This window comes from Arthrobacter sp. ES3-54 (genome assembly GCF_029504395.1).
GTDB lineage: Bacteria > Actinomycetota > Actinomycetes > Actinomycetales > Micrococcaceae > Arthrobacter.
Genome location: NZ_JAQFIF010000010.1, coordinates 98671 through 122686, shown reverse-complemented (window position 1 = coordinate 122686; position 24016 = coordinate 98671). Strand labels below are relative to the sequence as shown.

Annotated in this window: 23 protein-coding genes; 16 read left to right on the top strand and 7 right to left on the bottom strand. The window is 65.6% G+C overall.

Annotated elements, in window-relative coordinates:
• The first annotated feature begins 156 nt into the window (after positions 1-156).
• On the top strand, positions 157-981 hold the full coding sequence (locus M2428_RS16590; protein WP_277527054.1) for a sigma-70 family RNA polymerase sigma factor: 825 nt from the start codon (positions 157-159) through the stop codon (positions 979-981).
• On the opposite strand, the gene M2428_RS16585 is transcribed toward M2428_RS16590, so the two are convergent.
• A complete protein-coding gene (locus M2428_RS16585; RefSeq protein WP_277527053.1) occupies positions 939-1904 on the bottom strand; it encodes a glycosyltransferase family 9 protein in 966 nt (321 codons plus the stop codon). The genes M2428_RS16590 and M2428_RS16585 overlap by 43 nt on opposite strands.
• A 92-nt stretch (positions 1905-1996) precedes the next feature.
• Here M2428_RS16585 and M2428_RS16580 point away from each other — a divergent pair, with 92 nt between their 5' ends.
• The 7 genes from M2428_RS16580 (at position 1997) to M2428_RS16550 (ending at position 8719) form a co-directional block, all read left to right on the top strand.
• Positions 1997-2551, top strand: coding sequence for an HAD family hydrolase (locus tag M2428_RS16580; protein ID WP_277527051.1), 555 nt, complete (start codon positions 1997-1999; stop codon positions 2549-2551).
• Positions 2548-3621, top strand: coding sequence for a glycosyltransferase family 9 protein (locus M2428_RS16575; protein ID WP_277527049.1), 1074 nt, complete (start codon positions 2548-2550; stop codon positions 3619-3621). Before M2428_RS16580 ends, M2428_RS16575 begins: the two co-directional genes overlap by 4 nt.
• Positions 3618-4634 (top strand): glycosyltransferase, encoded by a 1017-nt coding sequence (locus M2428_RS16570; RefSeq protein ID WP_277527048.1) that lies wholly within the window; start codon positions 3618-3620, stop codon positions 4632-4634. The genes M2428_RS16575 and M2428_RS16570 overlap by 4 nt, the downstream gene beginning before the upstream one ends.
• On the top strand, positions 4631-5887 hold the full coding sequence (locus tag M2428_RS16565; protein WP_277527047.1) for a glycosyltransferase: 1257 nt from the start codon (positions 4631-4633) through the stop codon (positions 5885-5887). Before M2428_RS16570 ends, M2428_RS16565 begins: the two co-directional genes overlap by 4 nt.
• 104 nt (positions 5888-5991) lie before the next feature.
• Positions 5992-6588, top strand: coding sequence for an SIS domain-containing protein (locus M2428_RS16560; protein ID WP_277527091.1), 597 nt, complete (start codon positions 5992-5994; stop codon positions 6586-6588).
• Positions 6585-7964, top strand: a complete 1380-nt coding sequence (locus M2428_RS16555; protein WP_277527046.1) for a PfkB family carbohydrate kinase — start codon at positions 6585-6587, stop codon at positions 7962-7964. The genes M2428_RS16560 and M2428_RS16555 overlap by 4 nt, the downstream gene beginning before the upstream one ends.
• A gap of 56 nt (positions 7965-8020) precedes the next feature.
• Entirely contained in the window at positions 8021-8719 is a 699-nt protein-coding gene (locus tag M2428_RS16550; protein ID WP_277527045.1) for an SDR family oxidoreductase, read from the top strand.
• Here the strand turns inward: M2428_RS16550 and M2428_RS16545 are convergent.
• The gene (locus tag M2428_RS16545; RefSeq protein ID WP_277527044.1) at positions 8685-9830 is read right to left on the bottom strand and encodes a glycosyltransferase family 9 protein; all 1146 of its coding nucleotides are present in this window, start codon (positions 9828-9830) and stop codon (positions 8685-8687) included. The genes M2428_RS16550 and M2428_RS16545 overlap by 35 nt on opposite strands.
• A gap of 444 nt (positions 9831-10274) precedes the next feature.
• Here M2428_RS16545 and rfaE2 point away from each other — a divergent pair, with 444 nt between their 5' ends.
• Positions 10275-11822, top strand: coding sequence for a D-glycero-beta-D-manno-heptose 1-phosphate adenylyltransferase (rfaE2, locus tag M2428_RS16540; RefSeq protein ID WP_277527043.1), 1548 nt, complete (start codon positions 10275-10277; stop codon positions 11820-11822).
• A gap of 56 nt (positions 11823-11878) precedes the next feature.
• Here rfaE2 and M2428_RS16535 read toward each other — a convergent pair whose 3' ends face one another.
• Both M2428_RS16535 and M2428_RS16530 read right to left on the bottom strand, forming a co-directional pair.
• Positions 11879-12253 (bottom strand): hypothetical protein, encoded by a 375-nt coding sequence (locus tag M2428_RS16535; RefSeq protein ID WP_277527042.1) that lies wholly within the window; start codon positions 12251-12253, stop codon positions 11879-11881.
• 458 nt (positions 12254-12711) lie between these two features.
• Complete coding sequence (locus M2428_RS16530) at positions 12712-13593, bottom strand: C2 family cysteine protease (protein ID WP_277527041.1); 882 nt, start codon at positions 13591-13593, stop codon at positions 12712-12714.
• Positions 13594-14050: 457 nt separating this feature from the next.
• Between M2428_RS16530 and M2428_RS16525 the strand changes: the two genes are divergently transcribed.
• The 7 genes from M2428_RS16525 (at position 14051) to M2428_RS16495 (ending at position 19644) form a co-directional block, all read left to right on the top strand.
• Positions 14051-14353, top strand: coding sequence for a DUF4193 domain-containing protein (locus tag M2428_RS16525; RefSeq protein ID WP_277527040.1), 303 nt, complete (start codon positions 14051-14053; stop codon positions 14351-14353).
• Between the two features lie 47 nt (positions 14354-14400).
• On the top strand, positions 14401-14829 hold the full coding sequence (locus tag M2428_RS16520) for a DUF5956 family protein (RefSeq protein WP_277527039.1): 429 nt from the start codon (positions 14401-14403) through the stop codon (positions 14827-14829).
• Between the two features lie 238 nt (positions 14830-15067).
• Complete coding sequence (locus M2428_RS16515) at positions 15068-15637, top strand: dihydrofolate reductase family protein (RefSeq protein WP_346780754.1); 570 nt, start codon at positions 15068-15070, stop codon at positions 15635-15637.
• 716 nt (positions 15638-16353) lie between these two features.
• Positions 16354-17151, top strand: coding sequence for an MBL fold metallo-hydrolase (locus tag M2428_RS16510; protein WP_277527038.1), 798 nt, complete (start codon positions 16354-16356; stop codon positions 17149-17151).
• Positions 17152-17496: 345 nt separating this feature from the next.
• Complete coding sequence (locus M2428_RS16505) at positions 17497-17817, top strand: hypothetical protein (RefSeq protein ID WP_277527037.1); 321 nt, start codon at positions 17497-17499, stop codon at positions 17815-17817.
• 344 nt (positions 17818-18161) lie between these two features.
• Positions 18162-18824 carry a hypothetical protein gene (locus M2428_RS16500; protein ID WP_277527036.1) on the top strand — a complete coding sequence of 221 codons (663 nt, stop codon included), beginning with the start codon at positions 18162-18164 and terminating at the stop codon, positions 18822-18824.
• Between the two features lie 160 nt (positions 18825-18984).
• Positions 18985-19644 (top strand): DNA alkylation repair protein, encoded by a 660-nt coding sequence (locus M2428_RS16495; RefSeq protein WP_277527035.1) that lies wholly within the window; start codon positions 18985-18987, stop codon positions 19642-19644.
• Between the two features lie 59 nt (positions 19645-19703).
• On the opposite strand, the gene M2428_RS16490 is transcribed toward M2428_RS16495, so the two are convergent.
• The 3 genes from M2428_RS16490 to M2428_RS16480 form a co-directional block, all read right to left on the bottom strand.
• Positions 19704-20090, bottom strand: coding sequence for a hypothetical protein (locus tag M2428_RS16490; RefSeq protein WP_277527034.1), 387 nt, complete (start codon positions 20088-20090; stop codon positions 19704-19706).
• A 370-nt stretch (positions 20091-20460) separates the two neighbouring features.
• The gene (locus tag M2428_RS16485; protein WP_277527033.1) at positions 20461-22467 is read right to left on the bottom strand and encodes a VWA domain-containing protein; all 2007 of its coding nucleotides are present in this window, start codon (positions 22465-22467) and stop codon (positions 20461-20463) included.
• Positions 22468-22510: 43 nt separating this feature from the next.
• Positions 22511-23899 carry a sigma 54-interacting transcriptional regulator gene (locus M2428_RS16480; RefSeq protein WP_277527032.1) on the bottom strand — a complete coding sequence of 463 codons (1389 nt, stop codon included), beginning with the start codon at positions 23897-23899 and terminating at the stop codon, positions 22511-22513.
• Positions 23900-24016: the final 117 nt, after the last annotated feature.

Sequence of the window (24016 nt, the reverse complement as noted above, 5' to 3'; positions counted from 1 at the left end):
GGGGTCGGGTCGGCGATTGATTCATCATTGCTCCGCGTCGCCCTGGGGGCAGGGCCTGGCCTTCTCAGCCATTGTTTAATAAGCAGGCTTATGGTTTTCTACTGCTAAGTCTTGCCGCAGGCTTTGATCGACTCCGGTTCAGAGGAGTGAATGACCATGGCAGAACCCCAGCGCCCGCCATCATGGACGCCGTATGTCCCGGCCGAGTCCGGGAAGGCCGCGGCGACGGGACGGACTTCAACCGGCCAGATCCGGGAGGCTTTTGAGGCCCGGCTGGTCCTTGACCATCTGGGACTGGCGGAAGCCTTGGCCGTTCGCTTCACAGGGCGGGGCCGGGAACACGAGGATCTGAACCAGGTAGCGTATCTGGGGCTGGTCAAAGCCGCGCGGCGCTTTGACCCGGCCAGGGGAGAAAGCTTCGCGGCCTACGCTGCCCCCACCGTGACGGGCGAGCTTAAGCGGTATCTGCGCGACCGTTGCTGGGTGGTCAGGCCGCCTCGGAGGATCCAGGACCTGCGAACGGAAATTCTGCGGTCCGAACCGGAGCTGACCCAGGCCTTGGGACATCGGCCGAGTCCCAGTGAACTGGCTCAGCAACTCGGGGTCCCTGTCTCAGCCGTAAGGGAGGCGTTAGCCGCGGCGTCGAGCATGCGTCCGGATTCACTCGACGTCGTTGACGGTCACGATGGCGGCCCGCACATGGCGGATGCACTGGCCTCGCGGGAGCTGCCGCTGGAACGACTGGAGGATCTCCTGTGCCTTAACCAGGCCATCGGCGAGTTGTCCGAGCAGGAACGCGAACTGCTGTACCGCCGCTATTTCTGTGAAGAAAGCCAGGCCGAACTTGGAAGGCGGTTCGGCGTCTCGCAAATGCAGGTTTCGAGACGGCTGTCCAAGGTGCTGATGCGACTGCAGCAACTGCTCGCCGAAGCCGACTCTCATAGCAATCCCAGAACCCGGACGGCGTCCAAAACCTCCTGAGCCTGGACACCAAGGAGGGCTGGATCCGGGTCCCCGGCAAACGCGTCGCCCCGGCGCAATTCCGCCTTGGTCAACACTACGTGCTGCCCCGGTGGAGGGTCCCAGTGCTCGGGTCGGGCCGGTCCGAAGAGAACCACGGAAGGACGGCTGTAGGCCGTCGCCAGGTGCGCCGCTCCGGTATCGGCCGAGACTACCAGTCGGGCATCCGCAACGAGGGCTATCAGGGCGCCCAGGGACAGCCGGCCGGCAAGAACAGATTCCTCGGGCAGGCCCGCCTGTGCGGCCACGGCCAGGGAGCGTGCCCGTTCAGCGCCGCTGCCGGTAATGACGACACGGTGCCCGGACTGCGCCAGGCGGCCCGCCACGTCAGCGAAACGGCTCTCTGGCCAGAGCCTGCTGGCAAAGGCTGCGCCCACATGAACGACCGTGGCCTCCGGCCACTGCGTGCGGATGGGGGGTGGTTTCAGCCGGACGTCGTCGGGATCCGCGGCGATTCCGTGCCATTGGAGCAGACGCGTCCAACGCCGACGCTCGTGAATGTCCTCGACCCAATCCGGGCCGTCCCAATGGTCCGAGGCATGCGAGATTACGCGCCGGGCACCGACTGCCTCAATCAGCAACTGGCTCTCCGGACCGCGGCCGTGCAGGTTCACCGCAACATCCACGCTGCCTTGTTCCACTGCCAATGGCGCTGACAAGCCCTCGGTTGGTAGGAGGCCATACCCGCCCACCAGGGCAACGGCGTCCCCCAGCCAGGCCGGACCCGCGTATAGAAGGAGATGACCCGGATAGGCGCACCGCAACGCGTGCAATGCGGGCACAGCGACAAGCAGATCGCCGAGCTGGAGCGCACGCAACACCAGCAGCAACGGCCGGCCGTCACGCCTGGATTCCGACGGCGCCTCGTCGTGATTGCCGAACATCGACTGACCTCCTTTTCGAGGAGTGTAGCCCCGGGCAGGGCCGGGAAGGAGACTGGCGTTTAGCCCGGGTCCGAATGGGGAACAGGGTGGGTATGGGAACTTCTGGCACAGCGCCGCTGCGGGCCGTCTTCTTTGACCGGGACGGAACGCTTATCCACGATGTCCCGTACAACGCGGATCCCCGCCGCGTCCGGCCGATGCCCCGCGCACGTGAATCGCTGCAGCGCCTGCGCAGCCGTGGCATCCCGATAGGGGTCCTCAGCAACCAGTCGGGGATAGGCCGGGGGATCCTCACAGCTGCTGAGGTGGTCGCCGTCAACAACCGGATCGAACAGCTGCTGGGTCCTCTCGACCTATGGATCATCTGCCCACACGTTCCCGCGGATCGCTGCCCGTGCCGCAAACCTGCACCGGGCATGGTCCTGAAAGCCTGCACCACCCTGGGGGTCTCTCCGTCGGAGACCGCACTCATCGGCGACATCGGAAGTGACATGGAGGCGGCGCAAGTCTCGGGTTCCCGGGGCATTCTGGTACCCACCCCTGCGACCCGGGCGGCAGAAGTCGCAGCGGCCATTGACGTAGCGGCGGACCTGGAAGCTGCTGTGGATCTGCTCCTAAAGGCGGTAGCCGGGGGGACAGAGTCATGACGCGGGTCCTGGTGGCCCGGCTGGACAGCGTCGGCGACGTCTTGCTGGCGGGTCCGGCCATCCGTGCTGTTGCCCATGGCGGCCAATCTCATGGAGGTAATCCCAACGACGTCGTCGTGCTGTGCGGGCCGCAGGGGGAGCCGGCGGCATCGCTCCTCCCGGGGGTTGCCGAGGCCTATAGCTGGAACTGTCCGTGGATCGCGAACCCGGCCCCGCGGGTGGAAGCGGGTCAGGTGGATGCGCTAAAGGCGTTCGTCACCGATTCGCGGATCACGGAGGCGGTCATCCTGACGTCGTTCCACCAGTCGCCGCTGCCCCTTGCTCTGCTGCTGCGGCTGGCCGGGGTCGGCCGCATTGCCGGCGCGTCCACAGACTATGCGGGCAACCTCCTCGACGTCCGCCTTCGACCTGGCGAGGACTTTCCTGAAGACCAGCCGGAATCCGAACGGGGCCTCGGGATTGCACGGGCGGCCGGCTTCACCCTTCCTGCCGGGGACGACGGCAGGCTCCGCGTTGAAGGGTATCCGGACGTGCGGGACTTGGTGGGGGAGGAACCCTACATCGTTGTCCATCCGGGGGCCTCCGCGCCCGCCCGCGCGTGGCCCGCGCTGCATCATGCGGCGGCGGTGGAACTACTCGAGGGCGCCGGGCACCGGGTTGTGGTGACCGGCGGCCCCGCCGAAACTAAGCTCACGGCCACGGTCGCGGGGCCTTCCGCCCTGGACTTGGGGGGGCGGACCGATCTGAAGACCCTGGCAGGTGTCCTTGCCCGTGCCAGGGTCCTGGTCACGGGCAACACGGGCCCGGCACATCTGGCAGCGGCGCTCGGCACGCCGGTAGCGTGCCTGTTCTCTCCGGTGGTTCCAGCCATCCGCTGGGCGCCCTACGGCGTCCCCCTGGAGATCCTGGGGGACCAGGACGCGCCGTGCAAGTCAAGCCGCGCAACTGAGTGCCCCGTCCCGGGCCATCCCTGCCTGGCCTCGGTTGCACCTGAGCAACTCCTGGAAGCCGTCGAACGGCTACTCGGCGGAGTGTCGTCACTATCGGCGCGGAGGGTGCGGCACCCATGAGAATCCTTCTCTGGCATGTGCATGGGGGCTGGACGGATGCGTTCGTCAGGGGCCCGCATGAGTATCTCCTGCCGGTGCTTCCCGAGCGCGGGGCGTGGGGGCTGGGCCGTGGAGGCCGGGATTGGCCCGCATCGGTCCGGGAGATTGCCCTCGATGCACTCGATCCCGACAGCGTGGACGCCGTCATCCTGCAACGGGTGGAGGAGCTAGCAGAAGTCGTACGTGCGCTGGGCCGGATCCCTGGCAAGGACCTCCCCGCGGTGTTTCTGGAGCACAACACCCCAAAGGGCGACGTTCCCCACTCGGTGCATCCGTTCGCAGATCAACAAGTCATCCCGCTGGTGCACGTCACCTACTTCAACCAGCTGATCTGGGACAACGGCTCCGCCCCGACAATCGTCATCGAGCACGGCATCCCGGACCCGGGGCATCTATACAGCGGTGAAGTCCCTGAACTCGGCGCCGTGGTCAACGAACCCGTTCGGCGGGGCCGGGTCACTGGCACTGACTTGCTGGCTCGGTTCGCCGCTGCGGCGCCGCTGCGGGTCTTCGGCATGGGCGGAGCAGGACTGTCGGAGGCTACCGGGCTCCCAGCGATGAAGTTGACGGTCTGCGGAGACCTGCAGACCGCACGCCTGCACCGTGAACTTGCACGCTGCAGAGTCTATCTCCACCCGGTTCGGTGGACGTCCCTGGGCCTGGCACTGCTGGAGGCGATGCACCTTGGGATGCCCGTCGTGGTGCTGGGAACCACTGAAGCGGCACGCACTGTTCCCCCCGAGGCCGGAGCAATCTCCACGAATGTCGATGAACTCGTGCACGTCGCCGCCCAGCTGGTTCGGGACCCCGCGGAAGCCCGGCAGCGGGGAAACATCGCCCGGGAAGCAGTGTTGGAACGCTACGGCCTCGATGCCTTCCTCCGCGCTTGGAACGAGCTGCTCGAGGACCTGACCTCGCCGCGCTTCCGGACGGGGCGGATTCTGATTCCAACGCAAGAAGGGAAGGGCCAGTGAAAATCTCCATGGTTTCAGAACATGCCAGTCCGCTGGCAGCATTGGGCGGAGTGGATGCCGGCGGCCAAAATGTGCATGTCGCCGCGCTGTCGGAGTCTCTGGCCCGCCGCGGGCACCACGTTACGGTGTATACCCGACGGGACTCGGCCGAACTGCCCGAGCGGGTCCGGATCCTGCCGGATCTGGAGGTCGTCCATGTCGATGCCGGGCCCGCCCACCGCCTGCCCAAGGACGATCTCCTGCCATTTATGGGTAAGCTCGCCGACGGTATTTTCCACGACTGGGGCAACCATCCCCCGGACGTGGTCCACGGGCACTTCTGGATGTCCGGTCTGGCCGCGCTGGATGCGGCACGGCGCGGATCCATCAGCGTACACGTCCCGGTAGTCCAGACATTCCACGCGCTGGGCACCGTCAAACGCAGGCATCAGGGTGCCCAGGACACCAGTCCGCCCGAAAGGCAGTGGCTTGAGCCGTCGGTGGCACGGTCCGTGGACCGCATTATTGCCACCTGTTCCGATGAGGTCTTCGAACTGAAGGCCATGGGAATCGACACCGCCAGAGTCTCCATCGCGCCGTGCGGCGTGGATGTTCAACTGTTCGCAGGCGACGGGCCGGTCGAGTCCCGCAGTCGCGCCCACCGTATCCTCTCCGTCGGGAGGCTGGTTCCCCGCAAAGGCGTCGATTTGGCCATCAGGGCCTTGCCCCTGCTTCGGACTGCGGGCTTCGCCGACATTGAACTCCTCATAGTCGGCGGCGGTGACGCTGGCGCACGTGAAGACGACGCAGAAGCACGCAGGCTCGCCGCCGTCGCCACGGAACTCGGAGTCCGGGACCAGGTCACCTTCCGCGGGCAGGTGCCCCGTGGTGCCATGCCTGGCATCTTCCGCAGCGCAGACGCCGTGGTGTGCACCCCCTGGTACGAACCCTTTGGGATCGTGCCGCTGGAAGCAATGGCGTGCGGAATCCCAGTAGTGGCCGCAGCAGTCGGCGGACTGCGGGACACGGTGGTGGATCACGGCACTGGACTGCATGTGCCTCCGAAGGACCCGGCCGCCCTAGCCGCAGCCCTCGCCAGATTGCTGGGTGACACCAGGTTGCGCCGGGAACTGGGGCGCGCCGGGCAGGAGCGTGTGCGGGGCCGCTACTCGTGGGACCGCGTAGCCGCCGAAACGGAAAGGGCATATCTGCATACGCTGGCCGCCTGTGCTGGTTCCCGCCGGCTGGACTCTGTGGAAGGAGCGGCGCTGTGACCGCGGAGTGGTCCCAGAACCGGGCGGATTATCCTCTTCTGCTGCTGCCCGAAGACAGTGAGCGCACGAACCGCCCTGATTCTTCCTTCGTCCGGCCAGGGTCAGTGGCAGCCGTCCGATCGCACCTGGACAACGTCCTCCCGGCGCTCGAGTCACTGCGGAGCCAGTCGTTCCGGTTGGCGGCCTGGGGGGAGGAACTGGCGCGCCGGTTGGCGCGCGGAGCGAGGCTGCTCGCGGCCGGCAACGGCGGGTCTGCCGCAGAGGCCCAGCATCTGACGGCGGAGCTGGTGGGACGGTTCGACGGCGAACGGATGCCGTTCTCGGCAATCTCGCTTCATGCCGAGACCTCAGCCGTGACCGCCATTGCCAATGACTACGGCTTCGAGGAGCTTTTTGCCCGCCAGGTGCGGGCGCACGCCCGCTCCGGGGACGTCCTGATGTTGCTCTCCACCAGCGGGAGAAGCGTCAACCTGCTCCGTGCGGTCGAAACCGCAAGAGGACTGGGCGTGACGACCTGGGCGCTGACCGGCACGGGCCCGAATCCGCTGGCCGTGAACTGCGATGAAGCTGTCACGATCGACGGTCCGGCGGCCAGTGCCCAAGAGTGTCATTTAGTTGCGCTGCATGCCATTTGCCGTGCCTTTGACGCCGAGATCCTGAGGCAAGGCCCCTGGGAATCCACGCCTGGGGCCGGGTCATGAACATCGTTGTGGTCGGCGATATCCTGCTTGACGTTGACGTTGACGGGGTGGCCACGCGGCTGTGCCCGGATGCACCCGTGCCAGTGGTTGACGTTTCCGGTGCCCGTGACCGTGCAGGCGGGGCTGGCTTGGTCGCGACCATGCTCGTCGAAGACGGGCACCACGTGGTTCTGGTGACAGTACTCGGATCGGACGAGGCGGCTACCCGGCTCGGGGGGCAACTTGCTGGCGTCACCGTGGTCGCTGGTCCATCAGGCGCCCCGACCCCGGTCAAAACCAGGGTTCGCGCCGACGGCCACCCGATTGTGCGGTTCGATGAAGGCTGCCAACGCGCACCTGTCCCCGCTGTGACGTCGGCAATGCTGCGGGCACTGGACGGCGGGGCCGCCATCGTAGTGGCCGATTACGGCAGAGGCCTGACGAGCAACCCGTCCCTTCGTGCGGCGCTGGCCCGACTAGCAGGTCGCATTCCCATCATCTGGGATCCGCATCCCGCCGGGGCCGCGCCAATCGAGAGCGTCGCCGTTGTGACGCCCAATTGGGCCGAGGCCCGCGCGGCTGCGGCACTCCTGTCCCCAGCACCATCCGCAGACAGCCCGGGAGAGCTGGCCCGGAGACTGATGAGTCTCTGGCGCAGCAACGCCGTGCTCGTGACCCAAGGCGAGTACGGGGCGACCCTGGCGCGTTCCACCGGCCCGGCCGCACTGCACATTCCGCCGCCGGAAACCCGAGTCGTCGACCCCTGCGGCGCGGGCGACAGGCTGGCAGCCAGCCTCGCTGCCCAGCTCGCGGCTGGCCACGACCTCACGGAATCGGCACGCGTCGCAGTCCGTGAAGCGGCATTGTTCCTGGCTGGCGGCGGCGTGGGGGCGCTGAATGGCGGACCCCGGCCGGTATCGGGGCACAGCACGGGCTTGCGGGGCAATGATGCGGTGGCGCTGGCCCGCCGGGTGCGACGGGCCGGCGGAACCGTGGTGGCGACCGGTGGTTGCTTCGATCTGCTCCATGCCGGTCACGCGCGGTCGCTCGCAGCCGCCAGGGCTCTTGGCGATTGCCTGATCGTGTGCCTGAATTCGGACTCGTCCGTTCGGCGGATCAAGGGGGCATCCCGTCCCATCATCAATCAGCTGGACAGGGTGGAACTGTTGCTGGCCCTCGGGTGCGTCGACGCCGTGCTCGTCTTTGACGAAGACACCCCGGAAAAATGCCTCAACATGCTGCGACCGGACATCTGGGTAAAGGGAGGAGACTACGACGTCCGGCGATTGCCCGAAACCCCGCTGGTGGAGAGCTGGGGCGGCCGCTGCCTCACCGTTCCCTACCATCCAGCGCGCTCCACGACTCACCTCGCCGATGCCTTGGCCCGCGTCGGCTGACCGACCTCCGTCCCGGGCCGGCGCTCCTCGACCGGCTGCAAAGTGAAAGGAATATCATGACCTACGAGATGCAAAATGGCAGGGTGCTGGTCACCGGAGGCGCCTCCGGACTCGGTGCCGCCGTCGTCGACGCCGTGCTGCAGGCAGGCGGAACGCCCATAGTGTTGGACCGCGACATCCGGACCGTGTCCGCGGCGAAGGCTATCGAGGTGGACGTCGCGAATCGGACCGCCGTGAGTGAGGCGGTCAACCAGGCCGCCGAAACCCTGGGTGGCCTGGACGCAGTGGTCACCGCCGCAGGCATTGATCGCTGCGGAAAGCTGGAGAACGTTCCGGCCGAAGACTGGGAGCAAGTCATCTTCGTCAATCTCCTGGGCACAGTGTCCGTGGTCCGAGCGGCGCTGCCCTACTTGAAGTCATCACGTGGGCGGGTGGTCACAGTAGCGTCGACCCTGGGGAAGAGGGCGCTGCCGGAGGCCTCCGCATACTGCGCCTCAAAGTTCGGCGTGGTGGGCTTCAGCCACGCCCTGGCCGCGGAAACCAGTGGCGAAATCGGTGTAACCACGCTGATTCCAGGCGGGATGAAGACCAAGTTCTTCGACGACCGGCCCGAGCAGTACAAGCCGCAGGATGATTCCAAACTTAATGATCCCGCCAATGTGGCCCAGGCTGTCCTCTTCGTACTCTCCCAGCCTCCGGGATGCGTGATCCGCGAGCTGCTTATCTGCCCCGCGGAAGAGGGCTCTTGGCCGTGAACATCCGCACGTCCTGATAGACGGCGTCAACGCTGATGCCGGCCACGAGGGGGCTCTCATGTGGGCAACGCGGAGCCGTCCAGCCAATCTGGGTGATGTCGGCGCCGCACTCGGGGCAGTGTGTCAGCCATGACACGTGTACCCGGTGCTGGCTGCGGCCCAGCGGGCCTGCATTGATGACGTTCCCGGCCCAGTACAGACCTACTGTCGGGGTACCCAGCGCCTGTGCCAGGTGTCGCGGACCGCTGTCGTTGCCCACCAGGACCGTTGCCGCGGCCAGTAGCGACGCCAGAGCCCCAAGCGCGAGCTCACCGGCCAGCGAAGTGACCTGCGCCGAGGCGGCCGCCTCCACTACCGCTGCGGCCAGATCTTCTTCGTCCCTGGTGCCCACAACGAGCACCCGGGCACCGTCCGCTGCGCAGGCCGCCGCCACCTCGCCGAAGCTTCGCGCCGGCCAGCGTCGACGCGGGTCTGTCGCGCCCGGGTGGATAACCACGACGGCGGACTCGCCTCCCAGGAAAGGTTCCAGACCTGCCGCGTAGCGGTCTAAAGGCCGAAGCCGAGCCTCCAAGCCGGCCGGGGGAGCGCCGGCAAGTCCGGCAACTTCGAGGGCTCGGAGCGGTTCGTGCTGGTAGTAGGCATAGGGAAGGTTGCGCTCCAGCCGAGCCGCATCAGGGGTCCGGGCGCCCACCGTATGCCGGGCGCCCAGGCGCAGCAGAAACGGATTGGAGAAGCGCCCTCCGCCGTGCAGCTGCACAGCGAGGTCGAGCGATTCCCCGTTCATCTGGGCGAAAAAGGCCTCCAGATCCGTACCGTCCTCCGGGCCCGGCCGGATGCCTTCCGCGAAGGGTAGAACCCGGACGTCGTAGGCTGGTCCGGCGGTGCTGGCCGCCAGTTCCTGGTGGACGGGCGTTCCCAGGACAGTGACGACGGCATCGGGGTAGGCCGCCCGGAGGGCAGCGATGGCCGGCAGCGCAAACAGTAGATCGCCCAGCCCGCCCCCGCGCAGCACTGCTATTCGCCTGACGCGTTCGAACTTCTCCAGAATCGGTCCGACGCCCCAGCCGACAACGTCGGCGTCGCCGGATACTTCCGGTCTGAACCCTTGCATCAAGTCCTCCCGCGTCTGTACTTGCCTCGGCACTTGGCTCGTCGTCCGTATGGAGGGCCGTCGGTGTAGCGGCCCTCGGCCGACCGTGCCGCAACCATAGTTCTCCTCGGGGGCCGCTGGCTACACCGTCCGCCGGTGATCAGCCCAAGGCATCGGGGGCACTTCGGCCGCCGGCCAAGGGTGTAAACCTGCCCCCACGGGGTAAGTAATGGGTCATAGGAAGAGCGGCGAAAGGCCTGTGAGTATTTCGGCAGCTGCTCAGGACCTCTCCAGGAGCCAGGGAAGGATTCCCGTGTCTGCGACCGTCAACTGCGTACGCAACAGATCCAGGGAGCGGATGTCTATCCGCGAACCGCAAACGGTTGAACGTATTGGCAGTGCCCCGGCAACTCCGCCGAGGCCCCCCGAAATCATGGGGCGCGCCCTAGGCGGAAGCCGGCGACCGTGACACCGCGCTCGGCCGCGGAGAACACTCCCGGCGGCGGGGATCTGGCTGGGCAGCGTGGCCTGGAAGAGTGGCTTCCCAGACGGTTGGCCGCGATCGGTCCAGCGGTAACGGTCGTCGGCGACGCAATGCTGGACGGCTGGTGGAGCGGCACCATCGAAAGACTCTGCCGCGAAGCGCCGGCCCCGGTGGTCGATATCGGCAAACGCAGTTTCGCCCCGGGCGGCGCCGCGAACACCGCCGTGAACCTGGCTGCCCTCGGGGCCAGGGTGCGGCTCGTTGGGGTCGTGGGCTGCGACGTGGCAGGTGCGGAATTGCTGCGACAGCTGGGGGAAGCCGGTGTGGACACCGGGAATATCTGCCGCGTCCCGGGCCTGACCACCACGACGAAGACGCGGATCAGCAGCGCCGGCCAGCTGCTGCTGCGCTTCGATGAGACCGCCGAACGGATTCCGGCGGCAGCCCTCAACGCCTCGGCCAGGTCCCTGCCGGCAGTTGTCCAGAACCAGGACGCCGTCGTCATCTGCGATTATGGTGCCGGATTTCTTAGCGGGCCGGTGAAAAGCACCCTCGTCACAGCCCTCGCGGGGCGCCCCGAGTCCGTGCTGGTGGTCGTTGACGCCCATGATCCCCGGCCCTGGGCTGCTCTCAGGCCGGACTTGGCCACGCCGAATGCCCAGGAGGCCTCCGAAGTGCTCGGCATCAAGTTGTCGGCCAGCTCCAGGCGACCCGCCGTCGTCGTTGAGCATCGCCAGGAGCTGCTGCGCGCAACCGGGGCAGCTGCCGTGGTGGTGACGCTGGACCGTGAAGGTGCAATCCTGATACCCAGTTCCGGCGACGTCCACCGAACATGGGCCAAGCCCGTCACGGAGAAGCAGGCTTCCGGGGCCGGGGATACCTTCGTGGCTGCGCTGACACTTGCCCGGGCCGCCTCGCTGCCGCTGACGACGAGCGTGGACCTCGCCCAGGCGGCAGCCGACATCGTGGTCCGCCGGACGGGAACGTCGGTGTGCAGCACGGATGATCTTGGCCAGCACCTGGCCAGCTTCGCTGATACCGCGCTCGACGCCGGGGAGCTCGCCCGGCAGATTAGCCGCCACCGGGCCGCCGGGCAGAGGATCGTGTTGACCAACGGCTGCTTTGACGTCCTGCACCGCGGCCACACCCGGTATCTCAACCAAGCAAAGCAACTGGGCGACATCCTGGTGGTGGCCCTAAACAGCGATGATTCCGTCCGGGCGCTCAAAGGGCCGGATCGCCCGATCAACTCCGTCACGGACCGGGCCGCCGTGGTCGGCGCGCTCAGTTGCGTGGACTATGTCACGGTGTTCGACACACCCACCCCGGTGCCACTCATCGAGGCGCTTCGTCCGGAGATCTACGCAAAGGGCGGTGACTACTCCTCGGAGATGCTTACGGAAGCCCGAGTCGTGGAACGGTATGGCGGCACGGTGGCGATTCTGGACTACGTGGCCGATGTGTCCACGACAGCCGTCGTAAAGCGCATCCGCCACGGCGGCGGTGCCGTTCCGGTCGAACCAACGTGAGCATGTGACTATCGAAAACCATCGTCCCCGGATGAACCCAGGAATCGGCCCGGGCTCTAGGCGGCCGGGGCTGATACCGAGCCGTTTCCTGGCGCCGGTTCCCGGCCGATAGCGGCGGTTCCGTCGTCGTCAGCAACACTCTTTTGGAGCTCTTGGGGGAGCGGTGCGAGGGGGAGTTCCCGATGGACGATGTAGTCGCAGGCAGCGGGGCCCGTCATCGCCAAGCCTCTGCACAAGCCGCCGCGGTGTTCGGGCTGGATGTTCGCCGCGCGCAGTCCCGCTCTGAAAGTTCTGGCTGGGGCGGGCGTGGATTCCCGGAGGGCGCACCAGCTGAGGTATAGACCGTACAACTCTTCCTGGGTGAGCCCGTCTGCGTCCGGATTCCGGGCGATGCAGTCATTGACGAACTCCTGCAGTGGTGACTTCAACATCTTGGCCTCCTGCGTCCGGCGGCGTAGCCGCTCAACTGGCACAGCTATCAAGGGGTGAAGCAAAACCGTCCCGGGCTTCGCCGGGCACCTAAAAATTTAGAATGTCGGGCTACACCTGTCAACCGCGATCTACGCCTTGATTCATTGCCCGCTCTGGACGGGCCCCGGGCCCTTCCATCACGGCTCAATGGCAGGCGTGAGAGGGAAGCTGCCTGCCGAAGGAGCTGGAGAAAGTCATGAGCAACGAACCCAATATGCTCGGGCGAAGACGGCCGAATGGACCCGGATGTCCTCATCGGCCGCCACCGGCTCGGGCACATGCTCGTCATAAGGCCGAGAGCCGGATGAGCGGGAACCAGGCCCGCGACGAATCGCGGGCCGGCCGGGGGTGAGGGCGCGGCAGGGGAACTTGACCGCGGTCTTTCGTTCAACGGTCTGTACTCGTTCAACGGTCTGTGTTAGGGAAGTGCCGGTATCGCGATGTACTGGTTGATATTTGTGGACTGGAAGGTCTCAAACGACAGCGTCTCTTGGCCGCCCTCCGGATCTCCCACCACGACGGTTTGGTCGGAAGAATTCACGCCCAGCAACGCGTAGGAATGGTCGGACACCAGCTTGCCGTCGGAGTTGGACGTCCCAAGGGTAATCAGCCCGCTGGCGAAATCCTCCGCGATCTGCGCAAAGGTCACGTCCGTCATGGGGCCGCCGGGATTGCGGTCGACGCCAGCCTCACCGGTGATGGCATAGAGGCCATTATGCACATCGTGGTCCTGAGCGTTGCTGAGGTCGGTGCCATCGATGCCCTTATAGCTGTTGCCGTTCGCCGCCGCCCATCCTTTCTCGATAATCGCCGCCCATGAAACGTTCTTGCCGTCAATATTTTCGATGCCATTTTCGAAGGGTTTGTCGCGGCGGAACGGAAGATCACCGTTGACCGTCACCGTCACCGGATTGGGTACGCCGTCATATTTGCTGTGGAAGGTAATGGTGTAGGTCCCGTTGCCGTTGTCGTGGACCATGTTCAAAATGGTCTCAGGCGATCGCGCGGCCACTGTCATCAGGGCGGCCAGGAAATAGCAATCGCCCGCGTCGCCCTGCTTGATATTCGTCAGGTCCCCGGAGATATTCGGCTTTCCGGCGCTATCATGCGCAAAAAGAACTTGATTCGGAACTTTCTGGTAAGTAGCACGCCCAGACACTGTTGGGTTGTTCCCCTGAGGCCCGGACGCTCCCGGAATCGGCGAAACGTTCGACCGGGAAATGAAAAGATACGCAATTCCAAGAATCACGATCACGGCAATTAGTGAGCAAATGACAATTGTTTGGAATTTGGCCGACATGGATACTGGACGTTGCATATTGCGTGCCCTCCCGTTCTGCCGGTTCATGCCCGGGCGGCGGCATCGCCGCTACAGAGTCCGGCAGCAGCCTCGCCGTCGGTCTCCTTGTACTTGATCAATTCACCAAGTGACCAACAGCTTGCCGCAGGCAACCAGATGCGCGCAAGGACCCGCGGATGATTCACAGGCAAAACCAAGGAAGTCACAGCTAAGAGGGGCATCGCATGGCACCACCACAGTGATTGCGAGGCTGTCGTCAGCCCGGGGTGATGGCTGCTCCGGGACATGGCAGGGGGCGTTTCCGCTGGTCCAGCGGCCATGGCGCTGGACCAATTTCCGGGCTGCCAGAAGCCGCCCGCCACTTCGTGGCGTGCGGGGAATACGGGCGCCCTCGCGTGTGTTGGACTGGAGTCAGACATGATCGTCCGACAACATCAGGGAAGAGAGAATCACCGAAGTGGCAACCGATTACGACGAAGTCCGTTCCGACGTCAAGGAATCACAGGACAGGTCTCTGGAGGCGCTGCAATCCGCGAACGCTCCCGATGCCCGCAGCGTCGTCCGCGAGCTGGACGAGTCCGAGGCCCTGGATGACGCCATCACCCCCGGCGGAGAGTTCGTCGCCGAGGAACTTATCGTTCAGGTCATTCCCCAAGCCCAGGACGAGTTCACCTGCTCCTCCTGCTTCTTGGTCCGGCACAGGTCCCAGCTCGCGCGCGAAAGCAACGGCCACTCGTACTGCATCGAGTGCGAAGGCTAAAGCGCTCCTTCAGGGCGCACGCGCACCCCAGCCGATACGGAGCAACCATGTGGAGTGAGGTACAGGAAGCTGAGCCCTCAGCTTCCTGGGTGGAGCTGCCCGAAAACGGCTGGGGAGCGCTCATGGGGTGGGCAGCCGGCAGGGAAAACCTGCGCCGCCACCCGTCCTCGGACGCGGACAAGGTGGTCACCGGCTACACCGAGCACGCTGGCGTTCGGCACTATTTCGAAGGTCCGTTCACAGCCGCTGACCGGCAAGGAGTAGATGACGACATCGATTCCTACCTCCGGGACGCCGACGTCCCGCCGCGGCCTAGGGGGTATGTCTGGTTGATCCGCGTTCCGGATGGGTATGCATCACCTGAGGCCTTTCTGGCCGACGTCGACACGTCAATGATTCGAGCGGCAGGCGCCGTCACACATCCAAAGCGGCTGCGGCCGATATTCGTTGCCGTTCTCCGCGGCTTCTACGCCTAGGGCCACTGAGCGGCCCGAAGCTCTGCCGCTTTGTCCGCCTGCAGCGGGGCAGGGGAGTGAGCGCGGAATTGGCCGTCGTCCTGTGTACGCACGACGTGATGCTAACCCGTTGATAAACAACTTCTAGTGTGCTTCTTTAAGCAAGTAGCGCAGATCCAGAAGGGGTGTCACCACGACATGAGGTTGACGACGACGACCAACGTCTCGGTGGACGGCGTGATGCAGGGGCTGGGCGGACCTGAGGAAGATCGCCGCGGCGGCTTCGACCGCGGGGGGATGGGCCATCCCGCTTCTCGATACCGAAAGCGGGGACTATCTCAACCAGGTCTACGGCGGTGCCGCCGCGTTCCTCTTTGGCCGGCGAACCTACGAGATCTTCGCCCGCTACTGGGGAGCCATGATCGATCCGAGCACGAGCCCGATCGCCGCCGCACTGAACAGCCGGCCCAAGTACGTGGCATCGACCAGCCTCACCGACCCGCAGTGGGCGGGCACGAGCATCCTGAGCGGCGACGTCGCCGGGGCCGTCCGTGATCTGAAGGCTCAGCAAGACGGCGAACTGCTGGTGCCCGGCAGCGGTGTCCTCGTCCGATGGCTACTCGCCCACGAGTTGGTGGACCAGCTCGACCTGCTCACCTATCCCGTCGTCGTCGGCCAGGGCACTCGGCTGTTTCCCGATTCCGGTCCGGACATCGCGCTCGAGCTGGTGACCACGCAGACCACTTCCCGGGGAATAACCATCCAGACTTATCGGCCTCTTGGGCGCCGCCCGGAGTACGCAACGTCCTCGGCCGACCCGAACACATGACCTAGCTGCGCTTCCTAGCTTGTGGAGCGCTATGACCTCAGCGGGCCGGAGTTGGATCGCCTGGCGTCCTGGTGCCACACGGACGGTGACCCGGAGCGCAACATTGAGGTGGTGCAGGACGTCGTCGACGGCGTCGACGACGAACGTGAGGCGCGGGATGCCCGGGGTGTTCATCGGCGCCCTCGGCCAATACCAACGAAGTCGTAGTCGACGCAGCCCCATAATCCGGCTCTTCATCAACAGCTGATTCATCTGCCGACGCACGCAGAGTGCAGCGGGAATATGAATCGGTCCGAGTCCTGATTCCAGCGGTTCCTGCATTCAGGAACCGCTGCATGACACTACAAAGAATGACCAGGCCGGGGGAGTGGCGCCCCAGAAGGGCTAGGAGAGGGCCGTATGGTCGGAGTCCTGAGCAGGACGCGCAGGCTGTTGATCGGTTTCGAAGCCCTCGGTGGTGTGGAAAACGATTCATGTGGTGCCCCGGCGGATTCGTGACCGGCGAGTTCTCGCGGCTACTTGCGTCACCGCGGGTCACCGGGGGAGTATTTCCGCATGACGATGCCTCTGCAGCTCGGGTTTTCCGTTGACCGTGAGAGTGTCGCGATGGGTGACGATGTCATTTCGGACAAGCATGTAATCAGCGTCGATGCGGGAACTTCACTCAGTGTCATGATGCACCGCTACGCCAGTCGCGATGTAAAGGGGCCCAGCGCGTGCTGACGCAGGTCGCGGACGGTGTGCTTATCCACGAGAGCGAGTTCTGCCAAAGCAACGCCGTTGTCGTGCAGGGCGGGGCTGGCGTGCTGCTCATCGACGCCGGGGTGCACGAGGACGAAATGAGCTGTCTCGTGAGCGACCTGTCGGAATTGGGGCACACGGTAGTGGCAGGCTTCTCGACGCATCCGCACTGGGATCACCTGCTCTGGCACGCCGGGCTCGGCGCCGCGCCCCGTTACGGCACCGCGCGCTGCGCGGCGACCGCCGGGGATCGGCTGTCGGGCGGGGTGGATGCGGTCGCGAAGGCCGCCGGCATCCCCGAGGAGGTCTCCCTAGATCTGCTCGGCCTCATCACAGGCCTGCCCGCCGAGACGACGCAGATTCCATGGCATGGCACGGGGATCCGAATCATCGAGCATCATGCGCATGCCCCGGGGCATGCGGCGCTGTTGATCGAGGAACGGGGAGTCCTCGTCGCCGGCGACATGCTCTCTGATGTGCTGATTCCGATGCTCGACCTGAATGGCATCGGCGACCCGATCGAGGAATACCTCACTGCGCTGCGGCTGCTCGAGGACGTGGCGGGCGACGTGGATGTCGTTGTCCCGGGCCACGGGTCCGTCGGCCGAGCTGACCAGGTGCGTGCGCGGATCGACCAGGATCGGGCGTACGTGCTCGCCTTGCGTGACGGCACGGATCCCAGCGACCCGCGGATTGGTCCGTCGGCCAAGCCCGGCTGGGAATGGGTGAGCGACGTGCACGCAGGGCAAGTACAGCGCCTCCTTCGGAATTAGTCGGTAGCCAGACTTTCGGGTTTGCCCAACGTTCGGCATCCGATAGCGGGACGAGCTTCCTGACGGCGTCGTTTTGCGCTTGCTCCCCAGCCCTGCCATTGGTTCTTGACGCCCTGGGTGGCCAACCAATAACCAATACGCCGGCGTACTCGCTGGATTCCCGGGGTTTCTTCGTCGAAGCACATCTGCATCACACCACAAAGAGCGAATGGGTCGGGGGAGAGGCGCCCCAGTGCCGGGCAGGGCGTAGGTTAGGCTCATGAGCATCCGCCGCCGGCGACAACAGGCCGCCATGTGGACCCTGGCCCGCCTGGCCTCCCTGGTACTCACCATGCGGGATTGGCGATGACGTTCTCACTCATCCACACCCCGGGGTCGTTCGCCAGGGAAGGTCCGGGCCATGCGCTGATCTTCGCCGGAGCTGTTGTCTCGGCGGCCTCAGCCGTCTGGGCGCGCCTGAGCGATCTGGGATGGCCGGTGATCCTGGCCGTCGCGGGACCTGCGCTGCTGGTCGGCTGGCCGGATCTCGTCATGCCCGACAGTCTCATTCCGCACCTTGGGGGTTTACTCGCACTGCCCGCGGCGTTTGCGGGGCTGATAACCGGACTCGTGGCCGGACGCCGCCCAAGTGGACGCGATGAGAGGCCCTTATGGATGCAGTACTGAGTTGGATGCGCGGGTGGAGGGGAGCGCTGTGCACCTCTCCCGTAGTGCCATACAAAGCTAGCTTTACATAATGTTGATTATCGGCGTTATAATAATCAGTCGAGAGGGGCTGATGTTCTGCCAGCCCAACCCTTGGCAGTCTGCAGACAGCAACGATGCTGGCTGGGTGGTCGGGTGAGCTCATCGGGAACCGCAGCCCGGGCGCGCATGGCCGCCAGTCTCTGGCTGGACCGGTCCGACACTGCAGATTTGGCCAAATTCCCGTCAGACCATCTGGACGATTATGTCCGTCACCAGAGGCGCGCCTGCTCGTCTCCGCCGGAATGCCTACGCATGATATGGGTATGACCGAAAAATCCCTGCGTGTCCTTTACTCGATCGGCCTGGGCATCATCATCGTGCTCTTCGTTGGCCTCGGCATCGCAACCTTCTATCCAGCCCCTGAACTGTCATCGCTGGTAAATCTCGACACCGCGGCCAGGCAGGCAGCCATCGACGCCCACCAGTCCGCGATGCACGACTACAACCGCAACGTCACCATTGCGGCGCTCGTCTCGGCTCTCGTGATCCTGGGCGCCAGTATCTGGACCGAATCGAGGAAGCCACTGTTCGCCGGCGGGTTCCTCATCGGCGGCCTGCTGACGCTCATCTACGGCCTTATTCGAGGCCTGACGTCCGGCGTGACGGCAGTTGCTTTCTTCTCCGTCGCCGTCGGCCTCTTCGTCGTCGTATATCTCGGACATCAGCGGTTCTTTTCCGCCCGGGCCGTCGAAGCCCGGGCAAGGGCACGGGCGGAGAACGGGACCGCCGCGTACGGCCGGATGCCCATGCAGCCGCCGTATGCCCCGGTACAGCAACCCCAAGGGCCGGCTCCATCCCCGTACACCCAGGGTCAGCCCTACCAGCCGCCGCAGCCCCAGCAGTGGCAGTACCCGCCCCAGGCGCAGCCGACGCAGCAGCCGTACCCTACGTACCCGCCGGCGCCAGGAGATTCCGGACAGCGCTAACGCCCACCATTAGAGAGGCCCGCCGACCATCATGTTCGGCGGGCCTCTCTGCTCCCCTGTCGTTTCTTGACCATGCGCTTGCTGATCGCTCGGTTGAGCGCGCTTCCCCAGTAGGCTGAATCTCACAATTGATGGACAGGAGGCAAAGGAGGCCGAGACGATGGTGGCCGAGGTCATGGCCGAACTGGCCGGTCTCGAGGACCCGAGGGCACGCGAGGTGAACGAGAAGCACGGAGACGATCACGGTGTGAACCTCGGCAAACTACGCGCGGTTGCGAAGCGGCTGAAGACGCAGCAGGAACTCTCTCGCCAGCTTTGGGAGACGGATGACACCGCGGCGAGACTACTGTCGATCCTGATCTGTCGCCCGAAGGCGTTCGAGCGTGACGAGTTGGACGTCATGTTGCGCAAGGCGCGCACCCCCAAGGTGCACGACTGGCTCGTGAACTACGTAGTGAAGAAGAACCCGCACTCCGAAGAACTGCGCGTGGCCTGGTTCGCGGACCCGGATCCAGTGGTCGCGAGTGCCGGCTGGGCCCTGACCACCGAACGCGTGGCGAAGAATCCCGAGGGGCTCGACCTCACCGGACTCCTCGACGTCATCGAGGCGGAGATGAAAGACGCCCCGGACCGCCTGCAGTGGGCGATGAACCACTGCCTGGCCCAGATCGGGATCGAGCACGCCGGGTACCGCACCCGTGCAATGGACATTGGTGAGCGCCTGGAGGTGCTCAAGGACTACCCGACTCCCTCAAACTGCACGTCTCCGTTCGCGCCCACCTGGATCACCGAGATGGTTCGCCGACAGCAGGATAAGTAGGAGGCTCTGAGCTCAGGCTCGTGCCCAGCCGCGGGTCGGCGGCGGGTGAAGGTCTCAGCCTAGCTAGGTGGCCCGTTTCGGCGTTCGTCCACTCCGAGGGCCGTCCGCGATTCATTGAGCAGAGCCGCAAGCTTGCCGTTTAAAGCCTCTTCCGTGCCGGAAAACTTCCGGTCACTCAGGTACCGCCCGAGCCTGTCGGAAGCCCTAGCCTTCACGGTCGTGCCGCCGCTGCGTCTTTCGAGCTGAACCGTTAGGCCAACGGGGATGCTCCTGGGTGCCAGGAAGCCCAGAAGACGGAATATGAAGTCCGATCCCGCACTGATCTCCAGTCCATTCGGGAGATCCTTGACGCTGAACCGCAGCGCTCTGAAGTGGTCGGCCAGGACCGTTCGGGCCCGGGCTGCGCTTAGCGGAGTCGGAAACTCATCATTTCTGCTGTACTTCACCGCTGTCCTTTCCCATCGTCTCGCTCTGTTGAGGGCAACCTCAGCCGATTCTGAATCGGCGCAGCCCAAAGTCGCGGTGGCCGCTGTGCACCTCCCGCAGAGGAATCAAACCGCTCCCTTCGAGCCACTCACAGCGAAAGCCGCAGCTGTCTGAGGGGCGGCGGGCTTTCGGCCAATCAGCATGGAGGCCCCAGACTTTGAAGTGAGTGATGGCGCTCACTTTACGGCCGGCATTTGTCCCGTGACTAGGGAAATGGCGTGACAGTTCGATATTGGCCCTTGACATTTCAGTCACGTTTGGACGGTCTTGAAGCGGGGCGCGTGATGGTCGAATTTTGAAATCTCTGCGTCTGTTATCTCCGCTGGCCGCCTAGAATGCCCAGTCGGCGTCGTCGTACGGGCGGCCGCGGAAGTGGGCGCGGAGGTACTCCCCCACAACGGCAGCCCCCAGATCTCCAGCCTCGGGCGCGACCACCCGGCCGTCGATTCGGCGGACCATGCGCTGGACGAACCGCTCGAGCCCTGGGTCGTCGCCGAGCCGGAAAAACGTGGCTTGTGTGCCGGCACGTCCGAGGCGGTCGAGCTCGGCGACCGTGACTCGGATGGTTTCCGTGTCGGGAGGCCAGGCGAACCACGTCTCGCCGTCGGCCAGCAGGTGCGCGGTGGGCTCGCCGTCGGTCACCACGAGGAGGACGGGCTGCATGGACGGGTGCTGGCGGAAGAATCGACCCGCCAGCAGCAAGCCGTGATGCAGATTGGTCCCCTGTTCCCGCAGGGCTGGCAGGGCCGTGAGCTCACCGATGTCCATGGCCTGGGCGTAGCGGCCGAACGTGATCAGCTGCAGTCGATCCCCGCGGAACCGGGTTGAGACGAGGTGGTGCAGGGCGAGGGCGGTGCGTTTCATTGGCACCCACCGGCCCTCGGCGGCCATCGAGAACGACACATCGACGAGCAGCGCGACGGCGGCCTGGGTGCGCGCCTCTGTCTCCGTCACCTCGATGTCGCCCACACCGAGGCGGACCCCGCGGCTCGGGTCACCGCCGTCGGCCATCGTCCGGCGGATCGCGTTTGTCATGGTGCGGGTGACGTCCCACGGCTCGGCGTCGCCGAACTCCCACTGGCGGCTGGAGCCAGTCTGCTCGCCGGCAGCCCCAGCGACGCGCGTGTCGCGGCCCCCTTGCCGGCCGGACAGTTGCTTGGCGGTGTCGCGCAATAGTGACCTGCCGAGCCGTCGCATGGCCTGCGGCGACAGCTTGAGGTCGTTGTCCGCATCGCGCCGCAGGTAGCCGCCGTCCTGCATGGCCCGCTCGATCTCCCCGAGGGTACGGGCCGTCACGGCGGCACTCTGCCCGAGTTGGCGGGCGAGGGCATCCAGATCCAGGTCGTCGAGGCGGGACCCGCTATAGGACTGGGAGAGCTGTTCGGCCAGTTCGTCGAGTTCGGCGATGTCCTGGAGTACGCCGGTGCCGTCGCCTAGCCCGAGTCCTTCCTGGCCCTCGAAGCGTTCGGAGCCCGTCCAGTCCTCGCCGGGGCGTAAGGCGCGCAGGCTGGAGTCGAGTTGATCGAGCTGAGCCATGAGTTCGGGCGAACCGAATGCTTGGGCGGACAGGCGCATCAGCTCATCGCGCTGCTCCTGCGACATGGATTGCAGGAGCCGCTGGGCCGCGGCCGCGCGCTGGGCGAGGGCGTCGACCAGCTCCTCGACGGATTGTGGATTCTCTGGAAAGAAGTGGTTGTGCCGCGACATGAACTCTCGGAAGTCCGCGTCGGTGTCTTCGCCGCGCCGGTGTTTTCCGAGCAGATCGTTGAGATCTCGCAGCATCTCGCTCACTGCCGCGCGGTCCTCAACGGTGGCGTCCTTGAGCGCCTGCTTCATGCCGGCGAACCTTTGGTCGAGAACCTCACGGCCCAGCAGGTCCTTGATCCGCTCATAGGCTTCCCGTGCGCTGCTTGACTGCCAGTCGTAGGAGGCGAGTTCGTTGACCGCCGCCGCTGTGGAAGAGGGCAGGTTCTGTAGCTGCATCTCCCGTAATGCGCGGTCGGTGTCGTCCATCGTGACGTCGCGGGCGAGTTGTTTGCGCTCCTCCAGCACGGCGGTGTCGAGAAGCTTCTGGACCTCGCTGAGGGTGCCGTCCAGCCGGTGGCGGCTCAGCAGTTCACTCCGGCGCTGTTGAACGCGGCCGGCGAGGGCATCGAGCCCTTCATGGTTGCGGCCGCCGCGCCGCAGGTACTCCTGCAGGGCGTGCCTCGGTGAGTACCCGGCCATGACGTCGTCGGCCATCGCGTCGAGCGCCTCCGCCAGGTCCACCGGCGGGGCGAGCGGATCGGGTCCTCCCCGATACCGGCCGTACCTGGAGGAGTGGTTGTGGACAACCATAATGCCGCCTATCCCTGTCCCTATGTTCCAGCCGACGTCGTTCCTAGCCGTAGATCGTTTCCTCGTCGTCGGATTCCTTGGAGATCCGCCGGGCGAGGTAGAGACCCTCCAATGCAAGTTCGATGGCGGCGGCGCGCTGCCCGTCGTTCTTGGCGGCCAGGCGCCCGCTGATCTCGTCGTAAAGGCCGGATCCGTCAAGAGTCGGGAGGTTTTCGAGGAACTCCCGCGCGGTGACTTGTTCTCCTGTGGTCACGGTCCTGTGGCCGTCAAGCGCCGCAACGAGGGGGCCGAGGTCCAGGCCATGGAAGTGCGCCCGCGCCGCTTCGGCAGTAGCCAGGCGCAAGAGGTGATCGAGGACGGATTGTTCACGCCCTTCCTCCCCCGATTCGAACTCGATCTTGCCCGTGAGGACCTCGACCGCAGCCGCCAGGTCGACGATGCGCGCGACTGCCTCGTCCTCCCTGCGCATGCTGGCCCGGCGCAGGGCCGCCGCGGCGACGGTTTCGGCACCCGCGATGGCGAAACGCGCCGAAACCCCGGAGGTCTGGTTGATGGCCGGGGATTGCCGCAGCGCGCGGGTGTAGCGGGCTAGGATCTCGAGGATGACGGGCGGGACGTCGGCGACCAACCGCCCCTCCTGATGGATGACTGCGACCTCGTCATCGAGCTCGATCGGATAGTGCGTTCGGATCTCGGCGCCGAAGCGGTCCTTCAAGGGCGTGATGATCCTGCCGCGGTTGGTGTAGTCCTCCGGGTTGGCGGACGCGACGACGAGCACGTCCAGCGGTAGCCGCAGCACGTAGCCGCGGATCTGGATATCGCGCTCCTCCATCACGTTGAGCATTGCGACCTGGATCCGCTCGGCGAGGTCGGGCAGTTCGTTGATGGCGATGATCCCGCGGTTGGATCGCGGCACGAGACCGTAGTGGATGGTTTCCGGGTCACCGAGCCGGCGGCCCTCGGCCACCCGCATGGGGTCGACGTCGCCAATGAGGTCGGCAACGGAAGTGTCCGGGGTAGCCAGCTTCTCGACGTAACGTTCCGATCGATGGCGCCACGACACACGCAGCCGGTCACCTTCGGTGAGCACACGAGCTCGGGACTGCTCCGTGATCGGTTCGTACGGGTGTTCGTTCAGTTCCGATCCCTCGATGACCGGCGACCACTCGTCGAGCAGCCCCGCCAAGGTGCGCAGAAGCCGCGTCTTGCCCTGTCCCCGCTCGCCGAGCAGGACGACGTCGTGACCGGCGATCAAAGCACGTTCGAGCTGGGGCAGGACGGTCCGGCCGAAACCAAACATCCCGGGCCACGGATCACGGCCGGCCGTCAGGGCGGCTAGCAGGTTGCCGCGGACCTCGTGGCGCAAGTCCTTGTAGACATGGCCGGCTGAACGCAGTTCGCCAACAGTGAAGATATCGGGACGATCACTCACCCCTCCACGGTAGTCCTCGAGCGTGCGGCGAATCGAGGGAATTTCCCAATATTCCTGCACATGGGCCCGGGGTAGGCGGTGAGCGTTACCGCTGCGCGGCTCCCCCTCCCCTCGCAA